This window comes from Stenotrophomonas sp. YJH_SMC_27, from assembly GCF_059369815.1.
Genome location: NZ_JCAFTA010000004.1, coordinates 146,301 through 172,041, shown reverse-complemented (window position 1 = coordinate 172,041; position 25,741 = coordinate 146,301). Strand labels below are relative to the sequence as shown.

General features: G+C 67.2%; 25 protein-coding genes and 2 riboswitches. Of the genes, 14 read left to right on the top strand and 11 right to left on the bottom strand.

The features are described from left to right. Window positions 1-13: 13 nt before the first annotated feature. The 5 genes from AC5P7R_RS08540 to AC5P7R_RS08520 form a co-directional block, all read right to left on the bottom strand. Window positions 14-2,536, bottom strand: coding sequence for a PepSY domain-containing protein (locus tag AC5P7R_RS08540; RefSeq protein WP_346483958.1), 2,523 nt, complete (start codon window positions 2,534-2,536; stop codon window positions 14-16). A gap of 460 nt (window positions 2,537-2,996) precedes the next feature. Continuing rightward, window positions 2,997-3,560, bottom strand: a complete 564-nt coding sequence (locus AC5P7R_RS08535) for a TlpA family protein disulfide reductase (RefSeq protein ID WP_019660809.1) — start codon at window positions 3,558-3,560, stop codon at window positions 2,997-2,999. Further along, window positions 3,557-5,941 (bottom strand): protein-disulfide reductase DsbD family protein, encoded by a 2,385-nt coding sequence (locus AC5P7R_RS08530; protein WP_021203212.1) that lies wholly within the window; start codon window positions 5,939-5,941, stop codon window positions 3,557-3,559. The genes AC5P7R_RS08535 and AC5P7R_RS08530 overlap by 4 nt, the downstream gene beginning before the upstream one ends. Further along, window positions 5,938-6,276, bottom strand: coding sequence for a divalent-cation tolerance protein CutA (cutA, locus tag AC5P7R_RS08525; protein ID WP_010481118.1), 339 nt, complete (start codon window positions 6,274-6,276; stop codon window positions 5,938-5,940). The genes AC5P7R_RS08530 and cutA overlap by 4 nt, the downstream gene beginning before the upstream one ends. 68 nt (window positions 6,277-6,344) lie before the next feature. Further along, complete coding sequence (locus tag AC5P7R_RS08520; protein WP_111097641.1) at window positions 6,345-8,135, bottom strand: endonuclease; 1,791 nt, start codon at window positions 8,133-8,135, stop codon at window positions 6,345-6,347. A gap of 311 nt (window positions 8,136-8,446) precedes the next feature. On the opposite strand from AC5P7R_RS08520, the gene AC5P7R_RS08515 reads away from it, so the two are divergent. After that, on the top strand, window positions 8,447-8,734 hold the full coding sequence (locus tag AC5P7R_RS08515; protein ID WP_005411227.1) for a co-chaperone GroES: 288 nt from the start codon (window positions 8,447-8,449) through the stop codon (window positions 8,732-8,734). 84 nt (window positions 8,735-8,818) lie between these two features. Beyond that, entirely contained in the window at window positions 8,819-10,468 is a 1,650-nt protein-coding gene (groL, locus tag AC5P7R_RS08510) for a chaperonin GroEL (RefSeq protein ID WP_005411226.1), read from the top strand. A gap of 114 nt (window positions 10,469-10,582) precedes the next feature. Here the strand turns inward: groL and AC5P7R_RS08505 are convergent, their stop codons facing one another. Both AC5P7R_RS08505 and AC5P7R_RS08500 read right to left on the bottom strand, forming a co-directional pair. Further along, complete coding sequence (locus AC5P7R_RS08505; RefSeq protein ID WP_021203215.1) at window positions 10,583-10,849, bottom strand: hypothetical protein; 267 nt, start codon at window positions 10,847-10,849, stop codon at window positions 10,583-10,585. A gap of 73 nt (window positions 10,850-10,922) precedes the next feature. Beyond that, on the bottom strand, window positions 10,923-12,086 hold the full coding sequence (locus AC5P7R_RS08500; protein ID WP_197575080.1) for a serine hydrolase domain-containing protein: 1,164 nt from the start codon (window positions 12,084-12,086) through the stop codon (window positions 10,923-10,925). A 165-nt stretch (window positions 12,087-12,251) separates the two neighbouring features. On the opposite strand from AC5P7R_RS08500, the gene AC5P7R_RS08495 reads away from it, so the two are divergent. From AC5P7R_RS08495 to AC5P7R_RS08470, 6 genes are all read left to right on the top strand, one after another. Beyond that, window positions 12,252-12,752, top strand: coding sequence for a MarR family winged helix-turn-helix transcriptional regulator (locus AC5P7R_RS08495; protein WP_021203217.1), 501 nt, complete (start codon window positions 12,252-12,254; stop codon window positions 12,750-12,752). Next, window positions 12,749-13,489 carry a DNA alkylation repair protein gene (locus AC5P7R_RS08490; protein ID WP_021203218.1) on the top strand — a complete coding sequence of 247 codons (741 nt, stop codon included), beginning with the start codon at window positions 12,749-12,751 and terminating at the stop codon, window positions 13,487-13,489. Before AC5P7R_RS08495 ends, AC5P7R_RS08490 begins: the two co-directional genes overlap by 4 nt. A 55-nt stretch (window positions 13,490-13,544) precedes the next feature. Then, window positions 13,545-13,883 carry a DUF6616 family protein gene (locus AC5P7R_RS08485; RefSeq protein ID WP_010481139.1) on the top strand — a complete coding sequence of 113 codons (339 nt, stop codon included), beginning with the start codon at window positions 13,545-13,547 and terminating at the stop codon, window positions 13,881-13,883. A gap of 112 nt (window positions 13,884-13,995) precedes the next feature. Further along, on the top strand, window positions 13,996-14,253 hold the full coding sequence (locus tag AC5P7R_RS08480) for a hypothetical protein (RefSeq protein ID WP_005411217.1): 258 nt from the start codon (window positions 13,996-13,998) through the stop codon (window positions 14,251-14,253). A gap of 295 nt (window positions 14,254-14,548) precedes the next feature. Continuing rightward, the gene (locus AC5P7R_RS08475; protein ID WP_227854155.1) at window positions 14,549-15,622 is read left to right on the top strand and encodes a 3-deoxy-7-phosphoheptulonate synthase; all 1,074 of its coding nucleotides are present in this window, start codon (window positions 14,549-14,551) and stop codon (window positions 15,620-15,622) included. Between the two features lie 285 nt (window positions 15,623-15,907). Then, entirely contained in the window at window positions 15,908-16,219 is a 312-nt protein-coding gene (locus AC5P7R_RS08470; protein WP_010481144.1) for a DUF5076 domain-containing protein, read from the top strand. Window positions 16,220-16,304: 85 nt separating this feature from the next. On the opposite strand, the gene AC5P7R_RS08465 is transcribed toward AC5P7R_RS08470, so the two are convergent. Further along, window positions 16,305-16,922 (bottom strand): trimeric intracellular cation channel family protein, encoded by a 618-nt coding sequence (locus AC5P7R_RS08465; RefSeq protein ID WP_019338935.1) that lies wholly within the window; start codon window positions 16,920-16,922, stop codon window positions 16,305-16,307. A gap of 82 nt (window positions 16,923-17,004) precedes the next feature. Further along, a riboswitch (glycine riboswitch) is annotated at window positions 17,005-17,110 on the bottom strand. A 13-nt stretch (window positions 17,111-17,123) separates the two neighbouring features. Next, window positions 17,124-17,213: riboswitch (glycine riboswitch) on the bottom strand. Between the two features lie 40 nt (window positions 17,214-17,253). Here AC5P7R_RS08465 and AC5P7R_RS08460 point away from each other — a divergent pair. Beyond that, on the top strand, window positions 17,254-17,529 hold the full coding sequence (locus AC5P7R_RS08460) for a GIY-YIG nuclease family protein (protein ID WP_021203220.1): 276 nt from the start codon (window positions 17,254-17,256) through the stop codon (window positions 17,527-17,529). A gap of 141 nt (window positions 17,530-17,670) precedes the next feature. Then, on the top strand, window positions 17,671-18,102 hold the full coding sequence (locus tag AC5P7R_RS08455; RefSeq protein ID WP_111104310.1) for a nuclear transport factor 2 family protein: 432 nt from the start codon (window positions 17,671-17,673) through the stop codon (window positions 18,100-18,102). Window positions 18,103-18,184: 82 nt separating this feature from the next. Here the strand turns inward: AC5P7R_RS08455 and AC5P7R_RS08450 are convergent, their stop codons facing one another. Next, entirely contained in the window at window positions 18,185-19,465 is a 1,281-nt protein-coding gene (locus AC5P7R_RS08450; RefSeq protein WP_134730058.1) for an NAD(P)/FAD-dependent oxidoreductase, read from the bottom strand. A 123-nt stretch (window positions 19,466-19,588) separates the two neighbouring features. On the opposite strand from AC5P7R_RS08450, the gene AC5P7R_RS08445 reads away from it, so the two are divergent. After that, a complete protein-coding gene (locus AC5P7R_RS08445) occupies window positions 19,589-20,368 on the top strand; it encodes an NYN domain-containing protein (RefSeq protein ID WP_010481148.1) in 780 nt (259 codons plus the stop codon). 34 nt (window positions 20,369-20,402) lie between these two features. Here AC5P7R_RS08445 and AC5P7R_RS08440 read toward each other — a convergent pair whose 3' ends face one another. Continuing rightward, window positions 20,403-20,594 (bottom strand): hypothetical protein, encoded by a 192-nt coding sequence (locus tag AC5P7R_RS08440; RefSeq protein WP_134730056.1) that lies wholly within the window; start codon window positions 20,592-20,594, stop codon window positions 20,403-20,405. 79 nt (window positions 20,595-20,673) lie between these two features. Between AC5P7R_RS08440 and AC5P7R_RS08435 the strand changes: the two genes are divergently transcribed. After that, window positions 20,674-21,294, top strand: coding sequence for a glutathione S-transferase family protein (locus AC5P7R_RS08435; RefSeq protein ID WP_019660796.1), 621 nt, complete (start codon window positions 20,674-20,676; stop codon window positions 21,292-21,294). Between the two features lie 82 nt (window positions 21,295-21,376). Here the strand turns inward: AC5P7R_RS08435 and AC5P7R_RS08430 are convergent, their stop codons facing one another. Continuing rightward, entirely contained in the window at window positions 21,377-23,554 is a 2,178-nt protein-coding gene (locus AC5P7R_RS08430; protein WP_069139712.1) for a primosomal protein N', read from the bottom strand. 413 nt (window positions 23,555-23,967) lie between these two features. Between AC5P7R_RS08430 and AC5P7R_RS08425 the strand changes: the two genes are divergently transcribed. Further along, window positions 23,968-24,972, top strand: a complete 1,005-nt coding sequence (locus AC5P7R_RS08425) for a hypothetical protein (RefSeq protein WP_019660794.1) — start codon at window positions 23,968-23,970, stop codon at window positions 24,970-24,972. Beyond that, window positions 24,965-25,540, top strand: a complete 576-nt coding sequence (locus AC5P7R_RS08420) for a DUF3106 domain-containing protein (protein WP_021203226.1) — start codon at window positions 24,965-24,967, stop codon at window positions 25,538-25,540. Before AC5P7R_RS08425 ends, AC5P7R_RS08420 begins: the two co-directional genes overlap by 8 nt. The last annotated feature ends 201 nt before the right edge of the window (window positions 25,541-25,741 follow it).

Below are 25,741 nucleotides of genomic sequence, written 5' to 3'. Positions count from 1 at the left end.
CTACCCTTGTGGCTCAATACACGTCGCGACGGTAGCGCCCGGTCTCCAGCAGCGTTTCCACTGCTTCATCACCCAGTGCTTCGCGCAGCACCTGGTCCACACCTTCGGCCATGCCCAGCAGCGAACCGCAGACGTGGATGACCGCACCGCGCTGCATCCAGTCGCGCAGGGCATCGGCTGCTGCACGCAGGCGATCCTGCACATAGCCGCCCTTACCATCGCGCGAGAACGCCAGGTCCACCCGCGCGAGATGGCCATCGCCCTGCCACGCTTCGATCTCATCGGCGAACAGGAAGTCGTGCGCGCGCTGGCGTTCGCCGAACAGCAGCCAGTGCCCGTGCTCACCTGCATGCGCGGCTTCGCGCAGCAGGCTGCGCAGGCCCGCGATGCCGGTGCCATTGCCAATCAGCACCATTGGCGCACCGCCAACGCGATGGAAACCGGGGTTGCGGTGCACACGGGCCACGATGCTGGCACCGACCGGCGCATGCAGCGACAGCCAGCCCGAACCCAGGCCGGTGCGTCCGGTTTCGTCATGGACCAGCCGTACCACCAGTTCGACCGCATCGTCATCCGTACAGGATGCGATGGAGTACTCGCGCCCCGGCAGCAGTGGCAGCCCTGCCAGCCAGAGGCAGGCATCCTGCACCGCCAGCGCAGCATCGGCATCGGGCAGCTCGCGCTCGCTGGCCAGCGCCAACAGCGTGCGCGGCTGGCCGTCAATCAGCAGCGGCTGCTGGGGATCCAGCCCATGTGCCTTCAGCACCGCAACGGCGTGCCGCGCGTTGTGGCGGGGCGCGATGTGCAGGATGTCGCCCGCCTGCCACTGCACATCGGCCGGTGGCGCAAGACGGATGTGCCAGATGGCGCCGCCCACGCTGCCTGGATTGAGGCGGTCACGGCCGAGCAGGCGCCACTCGTGCATCTGCGTCGCGGTCGGCAACACGCTGTCATCGGTGGCGATGCCGGTCAGCGCGCCGAGATGTTGCTGCCACTGGCGCAGCGCCGGTATCGCAGCGGCATCGACATCGATGCGCTCGAACAGCGCACGTGCCCCGTTGCCCAGCAGCCAGCCATCGAATTGGCGGCCAAAGCCGCAGTAATGCGGGTACTGGCGGTCACCCAGGGCGAGCAGGCCGAACTGCAGGCCCGACAGATCCGGCGCTTGTGCCAGCAGCCGTCGCGCAGCGCCCCGCGCCGCATCCGGAGGTTCGCCATCACCAAAGGTGCTCAGCACGAACAATGCCTGTGCGGTGCGTGCCAGCCGCGCGGCATCGACGCGGGCCAGCGGCAGAACCTGCACTGCATGGCCGGATGCTTGCAGCTGCGCGGCAGCGCGCCATGCGAGTTGTTCGCCCAGTCCGCTCTGGCTGGCATGCACCACCAGCCACGGCGTGCCATTGCCATCTGCAGGTGTTGCTGGCAGCGACTTGCGCAGCCCGCGCGCAGCGCACTGGCTGCGGCGCCGGTCCAGGTACAGCAGCCAGCCAGTGATGAAGAACAGGCTCATGCCCAGGCTGCTGAGCATCACCACCACCCGCCCGGGCATGCCGAAGTAACTGCCCGAGTGCAATGCGAACACGCTGGTGGCCAGCTGTCCTCCGGTGCCCTGGCGCGCGTAGGGGCGTGAATCGAGGATGGCCCCGCTGGCCGGATCCAGCTGCAGCAGATCGTGCGCGCGGTCATGCCGCCCACCGCGCTGCGACGGGTCACCGGCCATCACGCGCACATTCAGTACCTGCCCCGGTTTCTCCGGCAGACGCAGGTCGATGTAGCCGGTGCGCACGCCGGGCAGCGCATACAGCGTGGCTTCGATGCGCTCCAGGTCCAGGGCGGCGTCGGCGGCGACCTTGTGTTTGGCGGCCGGTGCGACGCCCAGCAGGGTGTTGGCGGCGCTGCGGTACCAGTCGAAGGACCACCACAGGCCGGTCAGCGCACTCATCAGGTAGATCAACAGCACCCAGGTGCCGGCCACGGAGTGCAGGCTCCACAGGAAGCCGCGTCCACTGCGCTTCCACTCCACTGCCAGCCAGCTGCGCCAGTGCCACCAGCGTCGTGGCCAGCGCAGGTAGAGCCCGGACAAGGTGAAGAACACCAGGGCGATGGCGCAGCTGCCGGTGATCCATTTGCCGCGCTCACCGGCGGCAAGATGCCGATGCAGGTCCTCGACGAAGTCAAAGAGCGCCTGCCCGCGCAGGGCGCTGAAGCGCTCACCGCTGTAGGGGTCGAAGTACACCCAGTGTTCCTTGCCGCCAGCAAAGCGCGCCACCGACGGTCGCTGGCCGGTGGCATCCACGCGCAGGCGCTGTAGGGGGCGATCACCGCCGGCCTGCAGCAGCGTTGCCAGTTCGCTGAGTTCGAGCGGAAGCTGGCCATCAGCATGGTGTTCAGCGATCTCGGCGAAGCCGGGGTTGGCCGCTCGCAGCAGCTCATCCTCGAAGGACAGCACGGCGCCGCTGAGGCCCATCACGGCCAGTACGGCGCCGGCGGTGATGCCCAGCAGCCAGTGCAGTTGGAACAGGACATTCTTGAACATCGAAGGAGGGGGCCCCGAAGGCTGCCGCCCGCATCCTGCGCAACAGCAAATGAGAATTAATCGCGGAATTCTCCGTGGCGGACGGGCTACGGTCAAGGAGGGTCTTGTTGCAGGGCTTTGCAGCCCTGCACCCGCTACAAGCCGGAGCAACGTCAACGTCAAAAGCTGGCTTTCCGTGGGTTGGCGGGGTGGGTCCGGTTGAGGGGGACGCTGCAAGTACGTCCATGTAAGCTCGGTCGCCGCTTGCTCGTGTGCGCTGTCCTGCACACACGGCAAGACCAGGGTTGGGCGTCCTGCCCAACCCGCCCGAGGCATGCCTCGGGCCCATGCGGCTCACGCCCCCTCAACCGGACCCACCCCGCCATCCCACGGAAAGCCCGCTTTGGCTTTGGCTCTGGCCGTTGCCGTTGCCGTTGCATTGAGCAGGGTGCAGGGCTGCAAGCCCTGCAAAAAAACACCCTCACTTCACCCAGCTGTCGATCTCGCCGTGGGCGAACGGTCCCAGCTTCGCCTTCACCAGCCGCCCCTGTGCATCGAACAGCACGCTGTAGGGCAGCAGGCCCTGTGTATTGCCAAGCTGCACGCTGGCATCGCGCGGCCCCGGGGTCTCGATCACGATCGGGTAATCCACCGGTACCCGCTGCAGGAAACGGCGCACGTCCTCCGGCGTATCCAGCGCCAGTCCCAGCACCTGCACACCGTGCTCGCCCTGGACATGTGCGAAACGCGCCAGTTCGGGCATTTCTTCAACGCAGGGCGCGCACCAGCTGGCCCAGACATTGATCAACAGCGGGCGACCGCCAGCGTGCTGGCGCAGGTCCAGCGGCCGGCCTTCAAGATCCGGCAGCGACAGTGCGGGCAGGCTGTCGCCGACCTGCAGGGTGGGTGCGGCAGCCGCCACAGCAGGCGCTCCCGGCACGGCCTCAGGCGCCACCGGCGCCGGTGTCAATCGATGGCCGGCCCACAGGCCAAGGCCGGCCGCCAGCACCGCTGTCCACAGCAGCGCTGGCCGTTGCCACTTCATCGTGCGGTGCGCAGCAGCGCTTCCTCCACCACCGCCTGGGTCAGCAGGGTCGGCAGCACGGTCGGCGGCGCGCCGGGGCCGTACACCACGTACAGTGGCACGCCCACGGCCTTGTGCTCTTCCAGGAACGTGGTGATCTGCGGGTCGACATTGGTGTAGTCGCCGCGCATGTACACCGCGTTGGTGCGCTTGAGCAGTTCCTTGAATTCCGGCCGCGACAGCACGGCGCGCTCGTTGGCCTTGCAGCTTACGCACCAGTCGGCGGTCATGTTGACGAACACCACCCGGTTGTCGGCGCGCAGGCGGTCCAGCAACTGCGGTGAATACTCGACCACGTTGTCGCTGGCGGCCTGTGCGGCCCGCGCCGGCGGTGCGAGCTGGGTCACACCCCAGGCCGGCACCAGCGCGCCGATCGCCAGCAGTACGCCCAGCAGTGTCACCGCACGCGAGCCGGTCCAGCGGTTGCGCTCGAACAGCCACAGGCCGAACGCCAGCAGCAGCAGGCCACCCAGCACCAGCGCCATGCCATCCACGCCACGCTGCTTGCCCAGCACCCACAGCAGCCACAGCGCGGTGGCATACATCGGGAAGGCCAGCACGTGCTTGAGCGTTTCCATCCACGGGCCCGGCTTGGGCAGGCGGCGTGCGAGCGCCGGCACGAACCCGATCAGCAGGAACGGCAGCGCCAGGCCCAGGCCGAGGAACAGGAACACGGTCATCGCCTTCAGCGGCGGGGCAATGAACGCGTAGGCGATCGCGCCACCCATGAACGGGCCGACGCAGGCACTGCCGACCACGCAGGCCAGCGCACCGGTGAAGAAGTCACCGGCCGGGCCGCTGCGGCTGGCCAGCGACTGGCCCAGATTGCCGATGCCGCCGCCCAGGGTGAACACGCCGGACAGGCTCAGGCCTACCGCGAACATGATGTAGGCCAGCGCCGCCACCACACCCGGGTGCTGCAGCTGGAAGCCGATGCCGACGGCATTGCCGATCGCGCGCAGGCCGACCATCAACGCGCCGATCACGGCGAACGCGACCAGCACGCCCAGCGTGTACCAGAGCGCGTGGCTGCGCGCGCGCTGCGCGCTTTCGCCGCTCTGCGCCAGGCTCAGCACCTTCAGCGAGAGGATCGGCAGCACGCAGGGCATCAGGTTCAGTACCAGGCCACCGGCCAGCGCCAGCAGCAGGACCCAGACGAACGAACGATCAGGATTCGGCGTCGTCACCGGCGGACGCGTGCGCAGCGCATTGTCGCCCTGTGCATCGGTGGCGAATTCACTGCTGGCGGTGGCGCCACCTGCGGCGGCCGGTGCCGCTGCATCCGTGTTGGGCACGGTTGGCAGCAGGCGCAGCGGGGCGCCGTTGGCGGCTTCGCGCGGTGCACCGTTGGCAGCAGGCAGCGGGTTGATCACGTCATTGCGCGCTGGCGCCTGGTCGGCGCTGGCGCTGACCTTGCCGGCCGGAATCGACAGCTTCACCCGGCGGGTCATCGGCGGGTAGCAGATGCCATCGGTCTGGCAGCCCTGGAAGGTCACCACCAGGGTGCTGTCGACGGCATCAGTGACAGCGCGGCGCAGCGGCAGCGGTACTTCCACCTGGTTGAAGTAGACCGAGACATCGCCGAAGTGCTCGTCGCGATGCGATTGCGCGGCTGGCCAGCGCGGCTTGCCGGCCAGCACGCCGGCGCTGCCTTCCAGCTTCAGCGAGGTGCGGTCGCGATACAGGTAATAGCCGGGCGCTGGGCTGAAGCGCAGCAGCAGCGTGTTGCCGTCGCTGGCGATGGCATCGAAGCCGAACGCCTGTTCCGACGGCAGCGGCAGGGCCTGGCTGTTGTTGGCCGCGCCCGGCAGGCGCAGGCCACCGCTGTTGCCGGCACCGGCCAGCGGGTTATTGAACGGGCTGGCCGCACCGGCACGCGCGGCAGGCACCGCCGCCGCCGCACCGGCGCCCGGCAGGGTGACCTGCACCACGCGCTTCTGCGGCGGGTAGCAGACACCGGCATCGGCGCAGCCCTGATAACGCACTTCCAGGCTGATGGTGCCGGCAGCGTCGGTCGGCGTGCCGGGCAGGGTGGCCAGCAGGCGCTCGCGATAGGTCTCGACCTCGCCGAAGAAATCGTCGTGGTGCTTGTCGCCCTTGGGCATCTGCAGCGCGCCGGCATTGAAGGCCGGGTCGGCTTTGACGCTGGTGCGGTGGCGATACAGGTAATAGCCTGGCGCGATCTTGAACTGCAGCTGCACCTGGCCACGTTCGGGGGCAGTGGCGGTCAATGCGAACGCCTGGTCCACCGGCAGCAGGTCTTTCTCATCCAGGGCGAAGGCGGGCAGCGAAAGGCACAACAGGGCGCACAAGGCAGCGCCACGCGCAAACAGAGTCTTCAATCAGTGTCCTCCCGGGTCTGTGCCCGGATCCAATCCAGATACGCCGGCAGGCCGGCCCGGGTTTCGACCGCGATGCACTCCGGGAGTTCATACGGATGCAGTTCGACGATCCGGGCGATTGCGTCATCGACGCGGCTCGCGGTGGTTTTCACCAGCAGCTGCAGCTCGGCGTCGGTGGTCACCTCGCCCTGCCAGCGGTAGGTCGACTGCGCGCCATCGAGGCGGGTCACGCACGCGGCCAGGCGCTCGCCGACCAGCGCGTGCGCGATGCGCTCGGCACTGGCCCGGTCCGGGCAGGTGGTCAACAGCAGCAGGACGGGATCGACGGTCGACATGACCATCGAGTATAGGGCCGCCACCGGGCCAGGGCCCGGCGGCGGCCGTGGACCGCTGCGTTGCGCGGTCAGTTGGCCAGCTGGCAGGTGGCCGGCTTGGCCGAGGTGAACAGGGCCGGGGTGGCCCACTCGGGGTGGTCGATGAACGGGTTGCGGTTGCCCTGGAAGCTGTAGACCACGTCATTGCGCGCACGCTCGGCATCATCCGGCGGGTCGGACAGGTGCCAGTCGATCAGGGTCGACAGCAGGCCCATGTAGGCCGGTGAGCTGCTGGTCTTGACGATCTTGCTGCGGTCGTCGGTCAGCTCCAGGTCCGGCTCGGACTGGCCGGTCGCCGCATCCTTGCCGCCCTCGTAGCGGATCGCCATGTACATCACCGCACGCGCCATGTCGCCCTTGCGCTTGCCCCACACCTCGAAGGTGCCGGTGTTGCCGTCCGGCGTGCGCACCCAGTTGGAGTTGCCCGGATAGCCACCGCTGCCGCCACCCTGGCCGTTGTTGGCCTCGGTGGCGCGCTCGCCGCAGCTGGCGTCGCACTTGCCGAACGGCTTGTTGCCACGATCGGCGTTCCACTGCGCGTCGGTCAGGTACAGCATGTGGGTGTCGGTATACGGGGCGTACGGCAGGCCCTTGTCGCCGGTGGTGGTGGCAAAGCCCAGCGAGTTCGGCCAGGTGTGCTCGCGGTTGTAGGTCAGGCCGCTGCCGGTGCCCGCACGATCACTGACCTTGGCGTAGCTGCGGTTGCGGTAGGCATCGAGGATGCGGTTCGGGTTGTTCGGATCCTCGTCGGCGATTTCCAGGATGGTCCAGGTATTGGTGCCCGAGCCGCTGTACGGGTAGGCGGTATGGCCCTTGATGGTGGCGTGCAGCGAGCAGCGCAGCTGGCTGGGGCTGCTGGTGTTGACCCTGGAGTAGTAGCCGGCCGGCACGCCCGGGTTGCCCGGGTCCGGATTGCCGCCGGTGCTGGCCACGGTGAAGGCGATGCGGCTGTCGGCGGCCGGGTGTGCGCCCTGCAGGTCGGTGATGCGCGCGGCGCGGATGTCGAAGCGGCAGGCTTCACCGGCCACCAGCGCGGTGTTGGTGGACAGCTTCACGCTGCGGCCGCTGGCCGGGAAGGTCAGCGGCACGCTGCCGGAGGTGCCGCAGCTCAGCGCGAACGCGCCGCTGGCCAGGTTCACGGTTTCGCTGAACACCACTTCCAGATCGGCCGCAGCCGGGAAGGTGCTGCTGCCCTGCGCCGGGGTGGTGGTGGACACCGACGGCGGCGTGTTCGGGCCTGGCGTGCCACCGCCGCTGAAAGTCTGGCCGTTGTTGCAGCTGCCGAAGGTCTGGCCGGCCGATTCGGCCCAGGTGAAGTGGGTGTACTGGCTGCCGCTGCCGGTCAGCTGCAACGAGGTGCCCGGCGCGGTGCTGTTGGTCTCGGCTACCGGGATGTTCTGGCTGGTCATGCCGGCGGCGGGGCCACCGGAGGCGGTGATGGCGCCCTCATAGCTGAGGAACTGGACCACTTTGCCACTGGCATCGACCAGGGCGATGCCGTCGGTCGGGCCGTTCTGGATCCCGTTGGTCGGGTAACTGACCACGGCGATGGTGGCGCTGCCGCAGCCGGCGGCGGTGCCGGCCGGGACCGGGTTGTTGGCATAGACGGTGGCGGCGGACGGATTGCTGCCGTTGTAGAGGTACAGGCGGTAGCCGGACAGGTCCTCACCGGCAGTGGCTACGACCTCTATCGCTTCGCCGACGTCACCGGCGGCGGTGCTGTCGTCGTAGTGCAGTTCGTTGATGAAGACCTCGGCCTGGGCCGGCGCAGCGGCCAGCGCCAGCAGGCAGGCTGCGGCAAGCGGGGACAGCAATCGCATCGACTCCTCCTTGTGATTGGGAATGCCGGACCGAGCCTAAGGCCGATCCAGTGACACTTTGTCGTAAATGAACGTCAGATGTCTGACAGTGCGACGCTTGTCACCGAAATTGATCTGGACCGACGCCCTGGCCGAGGCGCGCGGGTGGAAAAATTTTTTCATTCCGCCCTTGAAAGGCGGCGGCGGGGCTCCATCTCTGCCCTGCTCCCGACGTTGTCGGGTTTCTTCACGTGCGGTTCTGGCACTCGCCTGGGGCGAGTGCTAACATCGCCGGACTTTTTTAGACCAATCAATCACTTAAGAGGTCTCCTATGAGCATCAAGCCGCTGCACGACCGCGTTGTGGTCAAGCCGATCGAAGCCGACGAAATCTCCGCCGGTGGCATCGTCATCCCCGACTCGGCCAAGGAAAAGTCCACCAAGGGTGAGGTCGTGGCCGTCGGCCCGGGCAAGCCGCTGGACAACGGCAACGTGCGCGCGCCGTCGCTGAAGGTCGGCGACAAGGTCATCTACGGCCAGTACGCCGGCAGCTCGTACAAGAGCGAAGGCGTCGAATACAAGGTCCTGCGCGAGGACGACGTGCTCGCCGTCATCGGCTGAGCCCCGGCGCGACCTGTTCCATCCCCTGATTCCAACACCCAGCCGCCGGGCATGGCCCGGCGCTACCAGATGAGGTAACTGCACATGGCTGCCAAGGATATCCGTTTCGGTGAAGATGCCCGTTCGCGCATGGTGCGCGGCGTCAACGTTCTCGCCAATGCCGTCAAGGCCACCCTGGGCCCGAAGGGCCGCAACGTCGTGCTGGAAAAGAGCTTCGGCGCCCCGACCATCACCAAGGACGGCGTCTCCGTCGCCAAGGAAATCGAACTGGCTGACAAGTTCGAGAACATGGGCGCGCAGATGGTGAAGGAAGTTGCTTCGCGCACCAACGACGACGCCGGCGACGGCACCACCACCGCCACCGTGCTGGCCCAGGCCCTGATCCGCGAAGGCGCCAAGGCCGTGGCCGCCGGCATGAACCCGATGGACCTCAAGCGCGGTATCGACAAGGCCGTGTCGGCCGCCGTCGCCGAGCTGAAGAACATCTCCAAGCCGACCGCCGACGACAAGGCGATTGCCCAGGTCGGTACCATCTCGGCCAACTCGGACGAGTCGATCGGCCAGATCATCGCTGACGCGATGAAGGAAGTCGGCAAGGAAGGCGTCATCACCGTTGAAGAAGGCTCGGGCCTGGACAACGAGCTGGACGTGGTCAAGGGCATGCAGTTCGACCGCGGCTACCTGTCCCCGTACTTCATCAACAACCAGCAGTCGCAGACCGCTGACCTGGATGACCCGTTCATCCTGCTGCACGACAAGAAGATCTCCAACGTCCGCGACCTGCTGCCGGTGCTGGAAGGCGTCGCCAAGGCCGGCAAGCCGCTGCTGATCGTGGCCGAGGAAGTCGAAGGCGAAGCGCTGGCGACCCTGGTGGTCAACACCATCCGTGGCATCGTCAAGGTCGTGGCCGTCAAGGCCCCGGGCTTCGGCGACCGTCGCAAGGCGATGCTGGAAGACATGGCCGTGCTGACCGGCGGCACCGTGATCTCCGAAGAAGTCGGCCTGTCGCTGGAAAAGGCCACCATCAAGGACCTGGGCCGCGCCAAGAAGGTGCAGGTCTCCAAGGAGAACACCACCATCATCGACGGCGTCGGCGACAAGGCCAACGTTGATGCCCGTGTGGCGCAGATCAAGACCCAGATCCAGGACACCTCCTCCGATTACGACCGCGAGAAGCTGCAGGAACGCGTGGCCAAGCTGGCCGGCGGTGTTGCCGTGATCAAGGTCGGCGCCTCGACCGAAATCGAGATGAAGGAAAAGAAGGACCGCGTCGACGACGCCCTGCACGCCACCCGTGCAGCCGTTGAAGAAGGCGTGGTCCCGGGCGGCGGTGTTGCCCTGGTCCGCGCGATCACCGCGCTGGCCGGTCTGAAGGGCGCCAACGAAGACCAGAACCACGGCATCCAGATTGCCCTGCGTGCGATGGAAGCCCCGCTGCGCGAGATCGTTGCCAACGCCGGTGACGAGCCGTCGGTCATCATCAACAAGGTCAAGGAAGGCACCGGCAGCTTCGGCTACAACGCGGCCACCGGCGAGTTCGGCGACATGCTGCAGTTCGGCATCCTGGACCCGACCAAGGTGACCCGTTCGGCGCTGCAGAACGCCGCCTCGATCGCTGGCCTGATGATCACCACCGAAGCCATGGTGGCCGAAGCTCCGAAGAAGGACGAGCCGGCCATGGGCGGCGCCGGTGGCATGGGCGGCATGGGTGGCATGGGCGGCATGGACTTCTAAGTCCCCGCTGTCACCCTGCAATGAAAAACCCCGCCGGAAGGCGGGGTTTTTTTGTGGCCGGTCGGAATCAAAGTAGATCCACGCCATGCGTGGATGCCGCTCCCAGGCGGGGATCTACGCGCGGCCCTCGCGCCGCTGCAGCCACAGGTGGGCCACCAGCAGGGCCAGCGCGCCTCCCGCGATCATGCCCTGCACCCACGGCAGCTCCGTGATCGGCGCAAGCAGCAGGCCCGCCGCCATGCCGATCAGACTGGCGCCAGCTCCCACCCGCTGACGTCGCTGCCGATGTGCCGCCTGGCGATGGCGTGCAGCGATGCACAGACGTCGTGCACCCGGCTTCAACACCGCTTCGGCAATGGCATCGATCTCTGGGCGATTCATCCTGTCTCCTGCATTGCATCCGTGTCTGCATGCTGCACGACTGCGGGACCTGTGTGCAACGGTAACGCTTCGATCATCTGACAAACGCCTTCGCCGCGCCGTACTCCCACTGCCACGGCACGCCGGTGTCGCCCAGCACGAACGCCACCAAGGCCGGGAAGGCCGCCTCTGCCCGCACATCGTTGCCCAGGATCACCACGCAGCGCTGGTGCTGCTCCATGCATACCAGCGTATTGCCCACCGTATCGTCGTGGCCGCCCTTGTAGAAGCCTGCGCCCTGCGGGCCGAGAAACGTCACCACGCCCAGGCCAGCCGCCAGGTCCTTGCGCTGCTGCGCCTTCGGCAGCTCCGGCTGCAGGGTGGGGAACTGGCTGGCGGTGGTGATCTGCAGCTGCGGCCGCACCAGCTCCCTGCGCATCGCCGCTGACAATCCATCGCCGCGCACGTAGCCAGCGGCGAAACGGGCCATATCGGCGATGGTGGTATCCATCGAACCAGCCGCACGCACGCGGCTGCGTTCATCGTGCGGCTCTGTATTGCCTTCGGCGGTCCAGCCAGCGGCCAGGTTGCCGGCGAAATCCGCGCGCCACAGCATGCTGGTGCGCGCCATGCCGAAGCGATCGAACACGCGCTGCTGCATCAACGCACCCACATCCTCGCCCAGCCGCCCGCGTTCGATCACGAACTGCAACAGGATCAGTCCTTCTCCGGAATACCCATATCGACTACCCGGATCGAAGTGGAACTTCAGGCGCCCATCGGGCTCCAGAAAGCCGAAGTTGGCAAAGCCACTGGAATGGTTGAGCAGCAGGCGTGGGGTGAGCTGGCGCCAGCGGGCATCTCCGGCCAGCACACTGTAGTCGGCGTACTTCTTCGGTTCCGGTGGATAGTCCGGCAGCGGTTTGTCCAGAGCGGTAGCGATGCTGGCATCCAGATCGATCCGCGCGTCCTGCGCCAGCTGTGCGACCAGGTGGCCGAAAGCCATCTTGGTCAGTGACGCAGCGTACATCACGGTGTCGGTGCGCAGCGGCTCGCCTGCGGCGTTGCGTTCACCGTAGGCGGCCACATGCACCACCTTGCCGCCATCGATCACCGCCAGCGCCATGCCGCGCGCGTGGGCGGCATGCATCAGGCGCTGGGCTTCGGCATCGATGTGGGCCGGCGTGGGTACCGGGGGCGGCGCGGCCAGCACGGCCAGCGGGAACAGCGTCAGCAACAACAGGGCAACACGGCGCATGCGTGGACCTCCTGGCGGGACGTGGCGCGATGCTACCGCAGCTTCGGCTGCTTCCACCCCTTGTGCCAGGAGCGCGCCCTGCGTGGATCGGCGGCTGGCCCGGCCAGTCTTGCACTCTGTTGTGGCGTGAATATGATTAGGCGCCTAAACAGAACGGAAATCATGATGCTAGAGGCAAAGCATGGCGCCCTTCTGGACGAGGCCCGGCGGCGCGGCCACGCCAATGTCGCCCAGCTGCATCTGTGCTTCCAGTTGCTGTCGCTGTCCTCGACAATCGATCGCGACTGCGCCGCCCGGCTGGCACCACACGGGCTCAGTGAGGGTCGCTTCATCGTGCTGTTCCTGTTGCATGGGGCCGGCGGCACGTTGCCGCCCCACGTGCTGGCCGAGCGCGCAGGCGTGACCCGCGCCACCATCAGTGGCCTGTTGGATGGCCTGCAGCGCGAAGGACTGCTGCAGCGTCGCTGCGATGCCGAGGATGGCCGCCGCCTGCAGATCGTACTGACGGGACCGGGTAAGCGCTTGGCCGAGACGCTGTTCGACCAGCACACGCAGTGGATCGGTGGCCTGTTCAATGGTCTGGACTCCGATGAACAGCAGCACCTGTCGCGATTGCTGCATAAGGTCTGGCAGCACACCGATGCCGGACGAGAGCCTGCAGCATGAGCCCGGCGATTGCGGCGGAACGGCTGCATGCCCTCAACACTGGCAGCGTCGCCGCCACCCATCTGGCCGAATGCCTGGCAGTGGATTTCGCCGCGCTGTTGCAGGTGGTAGCGCCTGCGCTTGCACCGGAAGCGCTGCAACGCATGCAGGATGCTTCAGGCAAGGGCATCACACTGCGCATGGCCTTGGCTGCGCAACTGCTGCGTGAGGCGGGGCAGGGCGATCCCGTGCAATGGCAGGACCATGCGTCCGACACCGTGCGCGGCTGGGCCTGCTACCTGATCGGCAGCGATGCCCGCGCGACGTTGGCAGAGAAGCTGCAGCAGATGCGCACGCTGGCCGACGATCCACACTTCGGTGTGCGCGAATGGGCGTGGCTGGCGCTACGCACGGACATCGTTGCCGCGCCGATGCAGGCGCTTGAGTACCTGCAACCGTGGACACAGGAAACTTCGCCGTACCTGCGCCGCTTCGCCTGCGAAGCACTGCGTCCGCGCGGTGTCTGGGCCACACATATCGCGCTGTTCAAGCAGCACCCTGAACATGCATTGCCGATGCTGGAAGCACTGGCTGACGACCCGGAACGCTACGTGCAGGATTCGGTCGGCAACTGGCTCAATGATGCCGGCAAGACTCAGCCGAAGTGGCTGCGCGTGCTGTGCACGCGTTGGCAGCACGAGCGCCACAGCGACGCCAACGCCTACATCCGCAAACGCGCACTGCGCTCGCTCCGGTAGTGCCGGATGCTGGCCGACAACCCCGCAACCCCGTCAACCTCAAGGAAGAACCACCATGTCGCACACCTTCATCGAGCTCTATACCGCCACGCCGGCCTGGACCACACTGCCGCCCGAGCAGCGGAATGCCTTCTTCGCCCGTATTGGCGCCGGCATGCAGCAGTTCGATCCAGCCCGCATCACGCCGCTGGCGATGGGCCGCATTGCCAGGGACGTACCGCATAGCAGCGATGAACAGTTCTATGCGGTCTGGCGCTGCGCGAGCCGCGAGGAGGTCGATGCGCTGGTGGCTGGCATTGCCGCTACCGGCTGGCATGAGTACTTCACCACCACCCATGCGGTAGGCGCGATGGACAGCATGGCCCAGCACTTGGCCGACCTGGCCGCCTTGTAGCGGGGCGGCAGACGCCGGCAGATCCCGGTCCTCGGCATGGGTGGCACATGCGCCTGTCACCCGGACGCGGTAAACAGGACATTGCCCATGTCCATCCGCAGGGAAGTCGATCATGCAGAGCACGCTCCAGGTCACGCTGTTCGGCCCTCTTGGCGACAGCCCGGCGTTGCAGTTGCCGGGGCTGGAGGGGCCGTCGGTGGCCATCCAGGAATCGGCCCTGCGGCGGTTGGTTTCCGATCTCTACACCGCGCGTTCCCTGCTCAACCCCGAGCAGCTGGACGAGGCCCGGCAGGAACTGGATCGCGTGCTGGAACGCTGGGCCGACATCCATGAGGGCCTGCTGCTGGACGTGGAAGTGCATGGCAAATGAGCGACTTTGCGTGGTTACCGCCGCGTAGGCCGGGCTGGCGCGCATCTCGCTGAACCGCGTCCCCAGTTGCGTATGAAACATTTTGCACTGCGCAAAAGCTGTGCTATCAATAGATCCCATGAACGCAGCCCCCACCAGCTTTTACTGGTATTACTTTCCGAAGCCACCGGCGGAGGAAGGATTGCGCTCACCCTGAAGAAAGCTTCAGACGCATTCCCGAAAGCCGCCAGCGAACCTGGCGGCTTTTTTCATGCCGCCACGCTGGGGACCCCCAACGTTCCGGAGATCTCCCGCAATGCCCCCGCACACCGACGACCTGCGTATCCGCACCATCGAACCGCTGACACCGCCAGCCCAGCTGCTGGCGATGCTGCCCTGTGACGATGAAGCCTCCGACACCGTCAGCGCCTCGCGCGCGGCCCTGCACCAGATCCTGCATGGCCGCGACGACCGCCTGGCAGTGGTGGTAGGCCCGTGCTCGATCCACGACCCGAAGGCCGCCATCGAGTACGCCCAGCGCCTGAAGCCGCTGCGCGACGCGCTGGCCGGTGAACTGGAAATCGTCATGCGCGTGTACTTCGAGAAGCCGCGCACCACGTTGGGCTGGAAGGGCCTGATCAACGATCCGGACCTGGACGGCAGCTTCAGGATCGACAAGGGCCTGCGCATCGCGCGCGGCCTGCTGCGCGACATCAACAAGCTGGGCCTGCCGGCCGGTGTCGAGTTCCTCGATGTGATCTCGCCGCAGTACATCGCCGACCTGGTGGCATGGGGCGCGATCGGCGCACGCACCACCGAAAGCCAGGTACATCGTGAGCTGGCGTCGGGGTTGTCGTGCCCGGTCGGCTTCAAGAATGGCACCGATGGCAACGTGAAGATCGCCGCTGACGCGGTGGGTGCTGCGTCCAATCCGCATCACTTCCTGTCGGTCACCAAGCAGGGCGGCACCGCCATCGTGTCGACCACCGGCAACCCGGATTGCCATGTGATCCTGCGCGGCGGCAAGCAGCCGAACTACGACGCAGGCAGTGTTGCCGAGGCCTGCCAGGTGCTGGCCAAGGCCAAGCTGCCAGCGCGCCTGATGATCGACGCCAGCCATGCCAACAGCCTGAAGAACCCGGAAAACCAGCCAAAGGTGATCGACGACATCGCTGTTCAGCTGGAAGACGGCGAACAGCGCATCGTGGGCGTGATGATCGAGAGCCATCTGGTCGGTGGCCGCCAGGAACTGGTGGAAGGCCAACCGCTGGTCTATGGGCAGAGCATCACCGATGGCTGCATCGACTGGGACACCACCGTGACGGTGCTGGAGCGGCTGGCCGCGGCCGTGCGCGCCCGTCGCGACGTGAAGGTGTCCGAAGCCGCCTGATGGAAGCCGCCTGAGTGCGGCACGTGTGTGGATGGCGGCCAGCGCCTGCGGGGGTGCGGCCGCGATCAGGGCCGGTCGGAGTTGGAGACCGGCCCATCTGCACCGGCGATGCGCCTGGCGCTGCGCATGAGCGACAGCGCCAGGTACATCGCCGGGGTGGTGAGAACGATGGATGGGGCCTTCATGTAGCGTCGAGCCCGCGAAGCGCGGGGCTTTGTAGAAGATCCGCTCCACGTACGCTCCAGGTCACGTCACAATGCCACTTCCTGTTTGGTGGCCGCAGCCATGAAAGAACTGATCATTCCAGAAGCCGCACAGCGCGATGAGGATTCCATCGAGATGATCCGCGTGTGGATTGCCGAACGGGGATTGCATGCTTCGCTGAACGTTGGCCTGTATGGCGATCGTCCTGGCATTCGAGAGGAGCATGCGTGGGGACGCATCCTGGCAGACGTCGCCCAGCATGTCGCAGATGCTCTGGTCGTGAGTGGCGGGATGGACCGCGGCGCGGCGATCAACGCGATCAAGGATGCATTCGATGAAGAGCTGCGGGCGCCGTCCAGTGGGCGCTCGGGGGGATTCGTGGTCCGCCACTGAGGGACCAGATGGGCGCCGCGGCGCTGGAGACAGCGTCCCAACGCAACACGGCAACAAGCGCTGGGCGACGTGGAGAACGCGAACTTCAATGCACTTCGTCGTGGTACACGAACTTCGGCATTTCCCAGCGGTAGTGGATCGCCAGCAGGCGCAGCGCGAAGCCGCCGCCGAGGCAGCACAGGATTGCGGTGGCATCGGCCACGCCCCAGTGCAGCAGCAACAGGTAGGCCGCGCCGGTCAGCAGCGCGATGATCGCGTACAGCTCCTTCTGGAAGATGAGTGGTACCTCGTTGCAGAGGATGTCGCGCAGCACGCCGCCGAACGCGCCGGTCAGCATGCCGGCGATCAGCACGATGGGCATGGCATGGCCGGCCTCGCGCGCGATAGAGCAGCCGATCAGGGTGAAGGCGATCAGGCCCAGGCCGTCGAGCACCAGGAAGGTGCGGCGGAAGTGGTGCATCCAGCGTGCGACCCAGGTGGCGATCAGTGCCGCGCACACGGTGAAGCCGAGGTACTCGGGATGTTTGACCCAGCCCAGCGGATAGTGGCCAAGAAGGATGTCGCGCAGTGAACCACCACCGAGGGCAGTGACGCAGGCGATCATGACCACGCCGAACAGGTCCATGCGGCGGCGGCCGGCGGACAGTGCGCCGGTCATGGCTTCGGCGGAAATGGCGATCAGGTAGATGACGGACAGCAGCATGGGACAGGCTCCGGGCGCGGTGGGGCCGGCCATGCGCGACTACCGCCACTGCCTGCGCAATGACGGGATGACGATGACCGGTGCCGCTCCCGCTGTCCTTTTGCCTGAGAGTTCAGCGGCATGGGCCGCGTGCCCCTTCGGCGGATCGTCCCAGGCGTGCCCGGTGACCTCTCTCCAGCTCGGCGAGTCGAATGCATGGTTGGTGGGATTCCAGCCCACCGGCCTGAGCGATCATGGGAGCCTGCGCCTTCGGCGGGCGCCAGCGCGGCGCCTCTCTCCTGCATTCGGGCGCCAGTATATCCGCTGCAGTGCAGCACGGCATAATCCGGGCATGACTCCGTCCCTCCGCCCCTGGTTCCTGTACCTGCTCGAATGCCGCGACGGCAGCTATTACGCTGGCATCAGCACCGACGTGGACGCGCGTTTCGCCGCCCACCAGGCCGGCAAGGGCGCGCGCTACACCCGGGCGCGGCCACCGCTGCGCGTGCTGGCCGTGCGCGAGTACCCGGACCGGGCCGCCGCGTCACGGGCCGAATGGCAGCTCAAGCAGCAGCCGCGCGAACGCAAGCTGGCCTGGCTGCAGGCCCCGGATCCTGCGCTTCTGTAGAGCCGAGCCCACGCTCGGCTGTTGTTGCTGCTGCCTGATGGTGAAGCCGAGCATGGGCCCGGCTCTACAGTAGATCCACGCCATGCGTGGATGCGGCTTGCACATGCCATGATCGCCCAGCCCTCAGCGCTGGAGACCCGGATGTCCACGATCGCCCTGCTGTTCGCTCTTTCCGCAGCAACGAGCCCCGCCGCCGACCCGGCCACCCTCGCGGCCATCGAAGCCACCTGCCACGATTACGTTGACGGCCAGCTGGAGGCCGACCCGCAGCGCGTCGCCCGCTCCCTGCATCCGGAGCTGGCCAAGCGCGCGGTCCTCGGCGATACGCCCGACGAACGCCTGGGCCTGCGCCGTATGTCGAAGGAAGAACTGGTCTCGCTGACGAAGCAGGGCGCGTTGAAGACCCCGAAGGATCAATGGGACCGCCGCTGCACGGTGCTGGACGTGACCGGCAACGCGGCCTCGGTGCGGCTGGAAACCCCGTGGTTCGTCGACTACTTCCACATGGGGCGCTTCGACCAGCGCTGGGTAATCGTCAACGCACTGTGGTACCCGAAACCGAAGGCGCCGTAGAGCCGAGCCCATGCTCGGCTTCTGCAAACCGCGCGAAGTGCAGCCGAGCATGGCTCGGCGCTACAGGAGCATGCGTGCGGCCCTAGCGCTTCGGTCGCCGGTCGTCCTGGTCATCACCGAAGATGATGCGCGCGCTGCGCTGGTAGCTCCAGTACGCCACGGCCCAGTTCAGCAGCACCACGATGCGGTTGCGGAAGCCGATCAGGAAGAACACGTGCGCGGCCAGCCAGAACCACCACGCCAGCACACCGGATAGCTGCAGCCGGCCCAGGTGCACGATCGCAGCCATGCGGCCGATCGTGGCCAGGTTGCCGAAGTCTGCGTACTTGAACGGGCCGGGTTCGGGCTTGCCGTGCAGGCGCGCGCGGATCACCTCGGCCACGTACTTGCCCATCTGCTTGGCCGCGGGCGCCACGCCAGGCACCGGCTTGCCGTTGGCCTGGTTCAATACGGCCAGATCGCCAGCCACGAACAGTTCCGGGTGGCCAGACAGGGTGAGGTCGGGTTGCACCTGCACGCGCCCGGCGCGGTCCAGCGGCACCTCCAGCGTGCGCGCCAGCGGTGAAGCGGCCACACCGGCGGCCCACACCACCGTGCGTGCCGGCACGAACTGATCGCCGAGCCTGAAGCCCTGGCTGTCGATGTCGCTCACCGGGGTGCCGGTCAGCACTTCCACGCCCAGCTTTTCCAGCTGCCGGCGCGCCTTCAGCGAAAGCACTTCCGGGAACGAGGACAGCACGCGCGGCCCGGCCTCGATCAGCCGCACTTTCGCACTGGCCGGATCAATGTGGCGGAACTCGTTGCGCAGCGTGTGGCGCGCGATCTCGGCCAGCGTGCCGGCCAGTTCGACGCCGGTGGGACCACCACCGACGACGGCGAAACTCAGCCACGCCGCCTTCTTTGCCGGGTCCGGTTCGGCCTCGGCGCGTTCGAACGCCAGCAGCAGCTTGCGGCGCAGCGCGATGGCATCGTCCAGCGTCTTCAGGCCGGGCGCATCATCGGCCCACTGATCGTTGCCGAAGTAGGCGTGGGTGGCGCCGGTGGCCAGCAGCAGGCTGTCGTAGTCCAGCGTGCTGCCATCGGCCATGCGGATCTGCCGCGCCCGCTTGTCGATGGCCACCACTTCGCCGAGGCGGACTTCCACATTGCGCTGGTGGCCGAGGATGTGGCGCAGCGGTGCGGCGATATCCGGTGCGGACAGGCCGGCGGTGGCCACCTGGTACAGCAGCGGCTGGAACAGGTGATGGTTGCGGCGGTCGACCAGGGTGATGCGTATGCGCTCGCGGGCCAGGGCACGGGTGGCCCAGAGACCGGCAAAACCGCCGCCGACAACGACCAGGTGGGGAACGCGCTCGCGACTCATCGACTCACTCCAGTGGGGGCATCGGGGGAAGCGCCTGGCATCTTCGCACGGCGGCCACCTGTCACGTCAGCGCCTGCCCGGATCGGCGATACTCGGGTTCAGGCAACGGCCCGTGAGGAGCCCATGAGCGAACCGGAAAAGCGCATCGCCCTGTTGATCGACGCCGACAATGCGCCGGCCTCGAAGATCGACGAGGTCCTGGCTGAAGTCGCCCGCTACGGCGTGGCCAACGTGCGCCGCGCCTATGGCAACTGGAAGAGCCCGCGGTTGAAGGGCTGGGAAGCGGTGCTGCACGAATATGCGATCCGCCCGATCCAGCAGTTTGCCTACAGCAAGGGCAAGAATGCCTCGGACATGGCGATGGTGATCGATGCCATGGACCTGCTCTACGCACGCAACCTTGATGGCTTCGCCATCGTCTCCAGCGATGCCGATTTCACTCCGATGGTGATGCGTCTGCTGACCGATGGCGTGAAGGTGTACGGCTTCGGCGAGAAGAAAACGCCCGAGCCGTTCGTCAACGCGTGCTCGAAATTCACCTACCTGGAAGCACTGGGCCAGACCCATGCCAGCGTGCCGGATACCGAACAGGCTTCCAGCGAACAGGCATCGAACGAGCCTGTGGCCAACGACGATGCCCGGCCACGCAAGAGCGGTGCGGAAATGCGCAGCGATACCCGGCTGGTGAAGATGCTGCGCCGCGCGGTGTCCTCAGCCGAGGGCGAGGACGGCTGGTCGCATCTGGGGCCGGTTGGCAGCCAGATCGGCAACCAGGCCTCGTTCGATCCGCGCAACTATGGTTACGGGAAGTTGAGTGACCTGTTGGCGGCGATCGGTCTGTTCGAACTGAAGAAGGATGGCAAGTCGTCCTACGTGCGCGCGCTGCCGAAGAAAAATCGGTAGTGCCGGCCGCTGGCCGGCACATCACCCAAACGAATCAGATCACCCGTGCTTCCGAATTCGCATAGCCGTCGGCGAACCCGGTGGCGAAATCCTCAATGCCGTTGAAGGCCAGCAGCAACAGGGCCGCACACAGCAGCAGATTGCGATTGGAGCGGCGGTAGCCCAGCACCAGCATCCCCAGCCCTGCTGCCAGCAGAACGTAGTTCAAAGCATCCCATGCAGTCACGTCGTCTCTCCCTGTGGATGGGCGTATCGTAGCGTTTCCGCGCCACCGTGGCGCACTGCTGCAGGCAAGGAAATCCGCAATGTTGAAGATCTGGGGCCGCCGCAATTCCAGTAACGTCCGCAAGGTGCTGTGGTGCGCCGAGGAGATCGGCCTGCCGTATGAATCCATCGAAGTCGGTGGCAGCCACGGCGGCACGCAGACGCCGGAGTACCAGGCGATGAATCCCAATAGCCTGGTGCCGGTGATCGAAGACCATGGCCTGCCGCTGTGGGAATCGAACGCCATCGTGCGCTATCTGAGCGCACGCTACGCATTGGGCACGCTGTACGCCGAAGACCCGATGGAGCGTGCCCAGGCCGAGAAGTGGATGGACTGGAGCACCTCGCGGATGGCGCCGCTGTACAGCGACCTGATCTGGGGCATCATGCGCACCGCCCCGGCCGACCGGGACGAATCGCGGATCAATGCCGCGATCGTGCGCGCCGGCGATTACCTGGCGATGGCCGATGCCACGCTGGCCAAACAGCCATGGCTGTCGGGCGACAAGTTCGCGATGGGTGACATTCCGCTGGGCTCGCTGATCTACGCCTGGTACGAGCTGCCGATCCAGCGGCCGGAACTGCCGCACCTGGCCGAGTGGTACGCCCGCCTGCGCGAGCGGCCGGCCTACCAGCGCGGCGTGATGTCGCCGCTGACGTAAGCACTGCCCGGTGCTGAAACGCAGCCGAGCATGGCTCGGCTCTACGGTAGTGCCGAGCCATGCTCGGCAGTGCTCTACGGGATCAATACAGGTCCGTTGGATCCACATCCAGCGACCAGCGCACCTTGCGTGCTTCCGGCAGCGCATACAGCTGCGGAACCAGCTGCGCGAGCACGCCATGCAAGGGTGGCCGCTGCGGCGCCGACAGCAGCAGCTGTGTGCGCTGGTAGCCCGCGCGCCGCGGCATCGGCGCCGGCATCGGGCCGTACGCCTCCACCACGTTCTGCTCGCCCAGCAACTGCCGCGCAGCCAGCAGGAACGCATTGGCGTGCTCGACCTGCTGCGCTTCGGCGCGCATCAGCGCCAGGTGCGCGAACGGGGGGAACCCTGCGGCTTGCCGCTGGTTCAACTCGGCCTGCGCGAACGGGTGGTAGCCACCGCTCACCAGGGTTTCCAGCAGCGGGTGACCCGGGTGATGGGTCTGCAGCCAGACCTCGCCGGGGTCACGCGCACGTCCTGCACGACCGGCCACCTGGATCAGCTGCTGCGCCAGCTTCTCGCTGGCGCGGAAGTCGGCGGAGAACAGGCCTTCGTCGATGCCGACCACCACCACCAGGGTCAGCTTCGGCAGGTCGTGGCCCTTGGCCAGGATCTGCGTGCCGACCAGGATGCCGGGCTGGTCGCCCAGTTTCGCCAGCTGCTGCTCCAGCGCATCGCGGCGTGAGGTGGTGCCACGGTCGATGCGCACCACCGGGAAATCGGCGAAGGCGGCGGTGAGGTGTTCTTCCAGGCGTTCGGTGCCGATGCCCTGCGGCTGCAGCGCCAGGCTGCCGCAGGCCGGGCATGCCAACGGCGCCGGTTGGCGCGCGCCACAGTGGTGGCACTGCAGGCGTCGGCCGCCGCCATGCACGGTCATCGGCGCATCGCAGCGCTGGCAAGGCGCGGTCCACCCGCAGTCGTGGCACAGCAGCACCGGTGCGTAGCCACGGCGGTTCTTGAACACCAGCACCTGCTGGCCACGCTGCAGGTGCTCGCCGATGCCGGCCAGCACATCGGCCGAGAGGCCATCGTGCAGCGGCCGCTTGCGTACATCGAGGATGCGCACGCGCGGTGGCCGCGCATCGCCGGCGCGCTGCTTCAGGCGCAGGTGCGTGTAGCGCCCGGCGTAGGCGTTGTGCAGCGTTTCCAGCGAAGGGGTGGCACTGCCGAGCAGCACCGGAATGCCCAGCGCCTTGGCGCGCACCAGAGCGAAATCGCGCGCGTGGTAACGGATGCCGTCCTGCTGCTTGTAGCTGCCGTCGTGTTCCTCGTCGACGATCAGCAGGCCGGCCTGCGGCAATGGCGTGAAAACCGCCGAGCGGGTGCCGACGATGACCCGCGCTTCGCCTCGGGAGGCGGCCGCCCAGACGCGCGCGCGCTCGTTGTCGTTCAACCCCGAATGCAAGGCGTGCACGGCGATGCCCAGGCGGCCGCGGAAACGTGCCAGGGTCTGCGGGGTCAGGCCGATTTCCGGTACCAGCACCAGCGCCTGCCTGCCCTGCGCCAGGCAATGGATGATCGCCTGCAGGTAGACCTCGGTCTTGCCGCTGCCGGTCACGCCGTCCAGCAGGAACGGCTGGAAGCCGTCGGCAGCGTTGATCGCAGCCACCGCCCCGGCCTGGTCCGGGTTGAGCGTGGGGCCGGGCAGCGGCTGCGCATGCTGCGGTGCCACCGTCATCGCCACGCGCTCGGCCAGCTCGCGCTTGGTCAGGCTGCGTGCAGCGGTGCGCCAGTCGGCCATGCGTTCGCCGAGCACGTCCTCATCCACGATCGCTCCTGCCAGCAGCTCGGCCAGCTGCCGCGGACGGCTTCCGGCGCGCAGCTTTTCGCGCTGGGCGTGGCCTTCGGTGGTCAGCTGCCAACCCCAGTGGTGGGTGTCGGGCAGGGCCTCGCCATGGCGCAGCGGGCCGGGCAGGGCGGTGCTCAGCACCTCGCCCAGTGGCGCATGGGTGTAGCGCGCCAGCCACTGCAGGCTCTGCCAGAGTTCGCCCTGCAGCAGCGGCTGCCGGTCGCACCAGGCCAGCGCCTGGCGCAGTCCCTGGCCGTCGTCGGTCTGGCCGTGGCCGGCCACCACGCCGACCAGCTCGCGGTTGCCGAACGGCACCTTCAGGCGGCAGCCGACCGCGGCCGTGGGGCCATCGCCCTCCGGCGACAGGTAGTCGAACAGGCGGGGCAGGGGGACGGGCAGGGCGACCTGCAGGGTCGGAATGGGCGAAAGCATCGGGCCAGTGTAACGGGCCATGCGCGCGCGAATGGCAGGGGGCAGACGTGCCCGGGCGACGCCCGTTGAATCATAAATGTCACCTAAATATCGGTGTCCATTGGAGATTCAGGCTTATCCACATGTTCTGTGGATAACGTTGTGCGTTACCGGTCGACGGGAACGCAGGAGGCCGATGGCGACGAGCTCACGCTTGGGTTGGTCAAAAAATAGCCACACTTAAAAACTATTCAAAATCAACAGCTTAAGTGTGAAACATTGCTGAAACAGAGTGAATTCAGCTGCTTGCCGCAGTTTCCCGCGCCGGGAGCGTGGTGCTGTGCACAACCTGCAGCACGAAGTATCCGTGGGCGCAAGTCCTACGGGCGTCGATTGCCTGCCGCTATCATTCCCCCAGACCTTTGGAGTGACCGATGACGGCTGTGCCCGCCCCTGTTTCCTCGACCGCGGCCGGCGCGCTGTCGGCGTTCCTGCGTGGCGTCGAGCGCCGCGCCCTGGTGGTGGCTGAGCTGCAGTGCGGCGATGCCGCGCGCGCCGAACAGACCCTGGTGGCAGTGATGCGCGCGTTCGCGGCCGTTGCCAGCGACCTGCCGATGGCGCAGTGGCCGACCCGCTTCTGGACCCTGCTGGGCCAGCGCCAGGCCCTGCGCGAGCCGGTGGGTGGCCAATGGGCGCCACCGTTGGCCGCGCTGGCTGCGATGTCGCCGCTGCCGCGCCTGGCGCTGCTGCTGCGGGTAGGCGGCAGCCTGGACGAGAGCATCGCCACGCGCGTGCTCGACCAGGACGAGGCCGGCTACCAGCACCTGCTGGCCGATGCCTGCCCGCGCGATGCCCAGGGCCAGCCCGATGCCGCGGCCTGGCGCCAGTTGGCCGAACAGGTACAGGCGCGTATCCGTGAACTGCCGGCCACGCGCCTGCAGCAGCTTCAGCAGCCGGCGGCACCCGCCGCCCACAATGAAGCGCCGACCTCCAGCTGGCGAGCACCGCAGCGGGACGAGCGCGCGGCCGCCCATGGCAAGCGCCGTCGTACGGGCGCCAAGCCGCGCTGGCGTGGTCCGCTGATCCTGCTGGTAACCGTGGCGGTGCTGCTGGCCGCTGCGCTGGGTTGGCGCTACCTGCAGGGACGTTCCTTCGGCAACGATGCGCCGCTGCCGGAAGGCGTCGTGGGCGAGGCCGGTCCGGTGACGGTGGAAGCCCTGCCACCGAGCAAGGTCGACGCCACGCCGGATGCAACGCATGCCCAAGCCAATGACGACGCAGCGATGCTGGCCGATCGCGACTACCCGCTGGTTGCCGATGCTGACCTGTACGCATGGACCGCCGCGGGCGGTCCGCTGCCGGTGGACGAATCGCAAGCCAAGCCGAGCCGACCGGAGCCGGCCAGTGCCACGCTGGAAACCGCCGCCGCCGATGAATAAGTCCGTGTTCGCCAGCCTGTTGCTGGCCTTGCCGCTGTCCCTGTCTGCGGCGCCGCAATCGTTGAACGTGCCATTGCCGCCGCCATCGCCGGCCACCCCGGCCGTGCCGCCGGCTTCGACCGCGGCACCGGCTGGCTTTGCCCAGCTCGATCCGCAGCAGCAGCGACAGCGCCGTGCCGACTACGCCGCCTGGCGCGCATTGCCGGAAGCAGAGCGCGAGCGCATCCGTCAGGCGGCTGCGCGCTTCAATTCGCTGCCGGCCGATCAACAGCAGCGCATGCGGCAGCAATTCCAGGCGCAGGATCAGGCGTTCCGCGCCGGATGGCGGCTGGGCCCGCAGCTGGGCCTTGAATTCCCAAAGCTGCATGGCTTGTTCGGCTTCGTGCCTCCGGAGCAGCGCGAGACCGCGCTGGCCGTGCTGCGTCAGCTCAGCCCGGCGCAGCTGGCCCAGCTCGCCCTGGTCGCGCAGCGTACGCCGCCGCAGGAGCGCGACGCCGTGCGCAGCGCCTTCCTTGCGGTGCCGGCCGCCGAACGCGACAGCTGGCTCAAGCGCCAAGCGGGCCAGTAAAAAAGGGGACGGAGGGGATTAAGTCGCATTCGGCACTGACTGGCCAGATACGACTTAATCCCCTCCGTCCCCTTTTTGCTTGGGGCAGCCGGAACCCAGCATTCACCCCATGTCATGGGAATGCGCGCGCCGGGCGCGTAAGATGACCGGCCGCAACCCGGTGCCTGTGCCCTTCGCGCGCAACCGTAGTTCGCGTCAAGC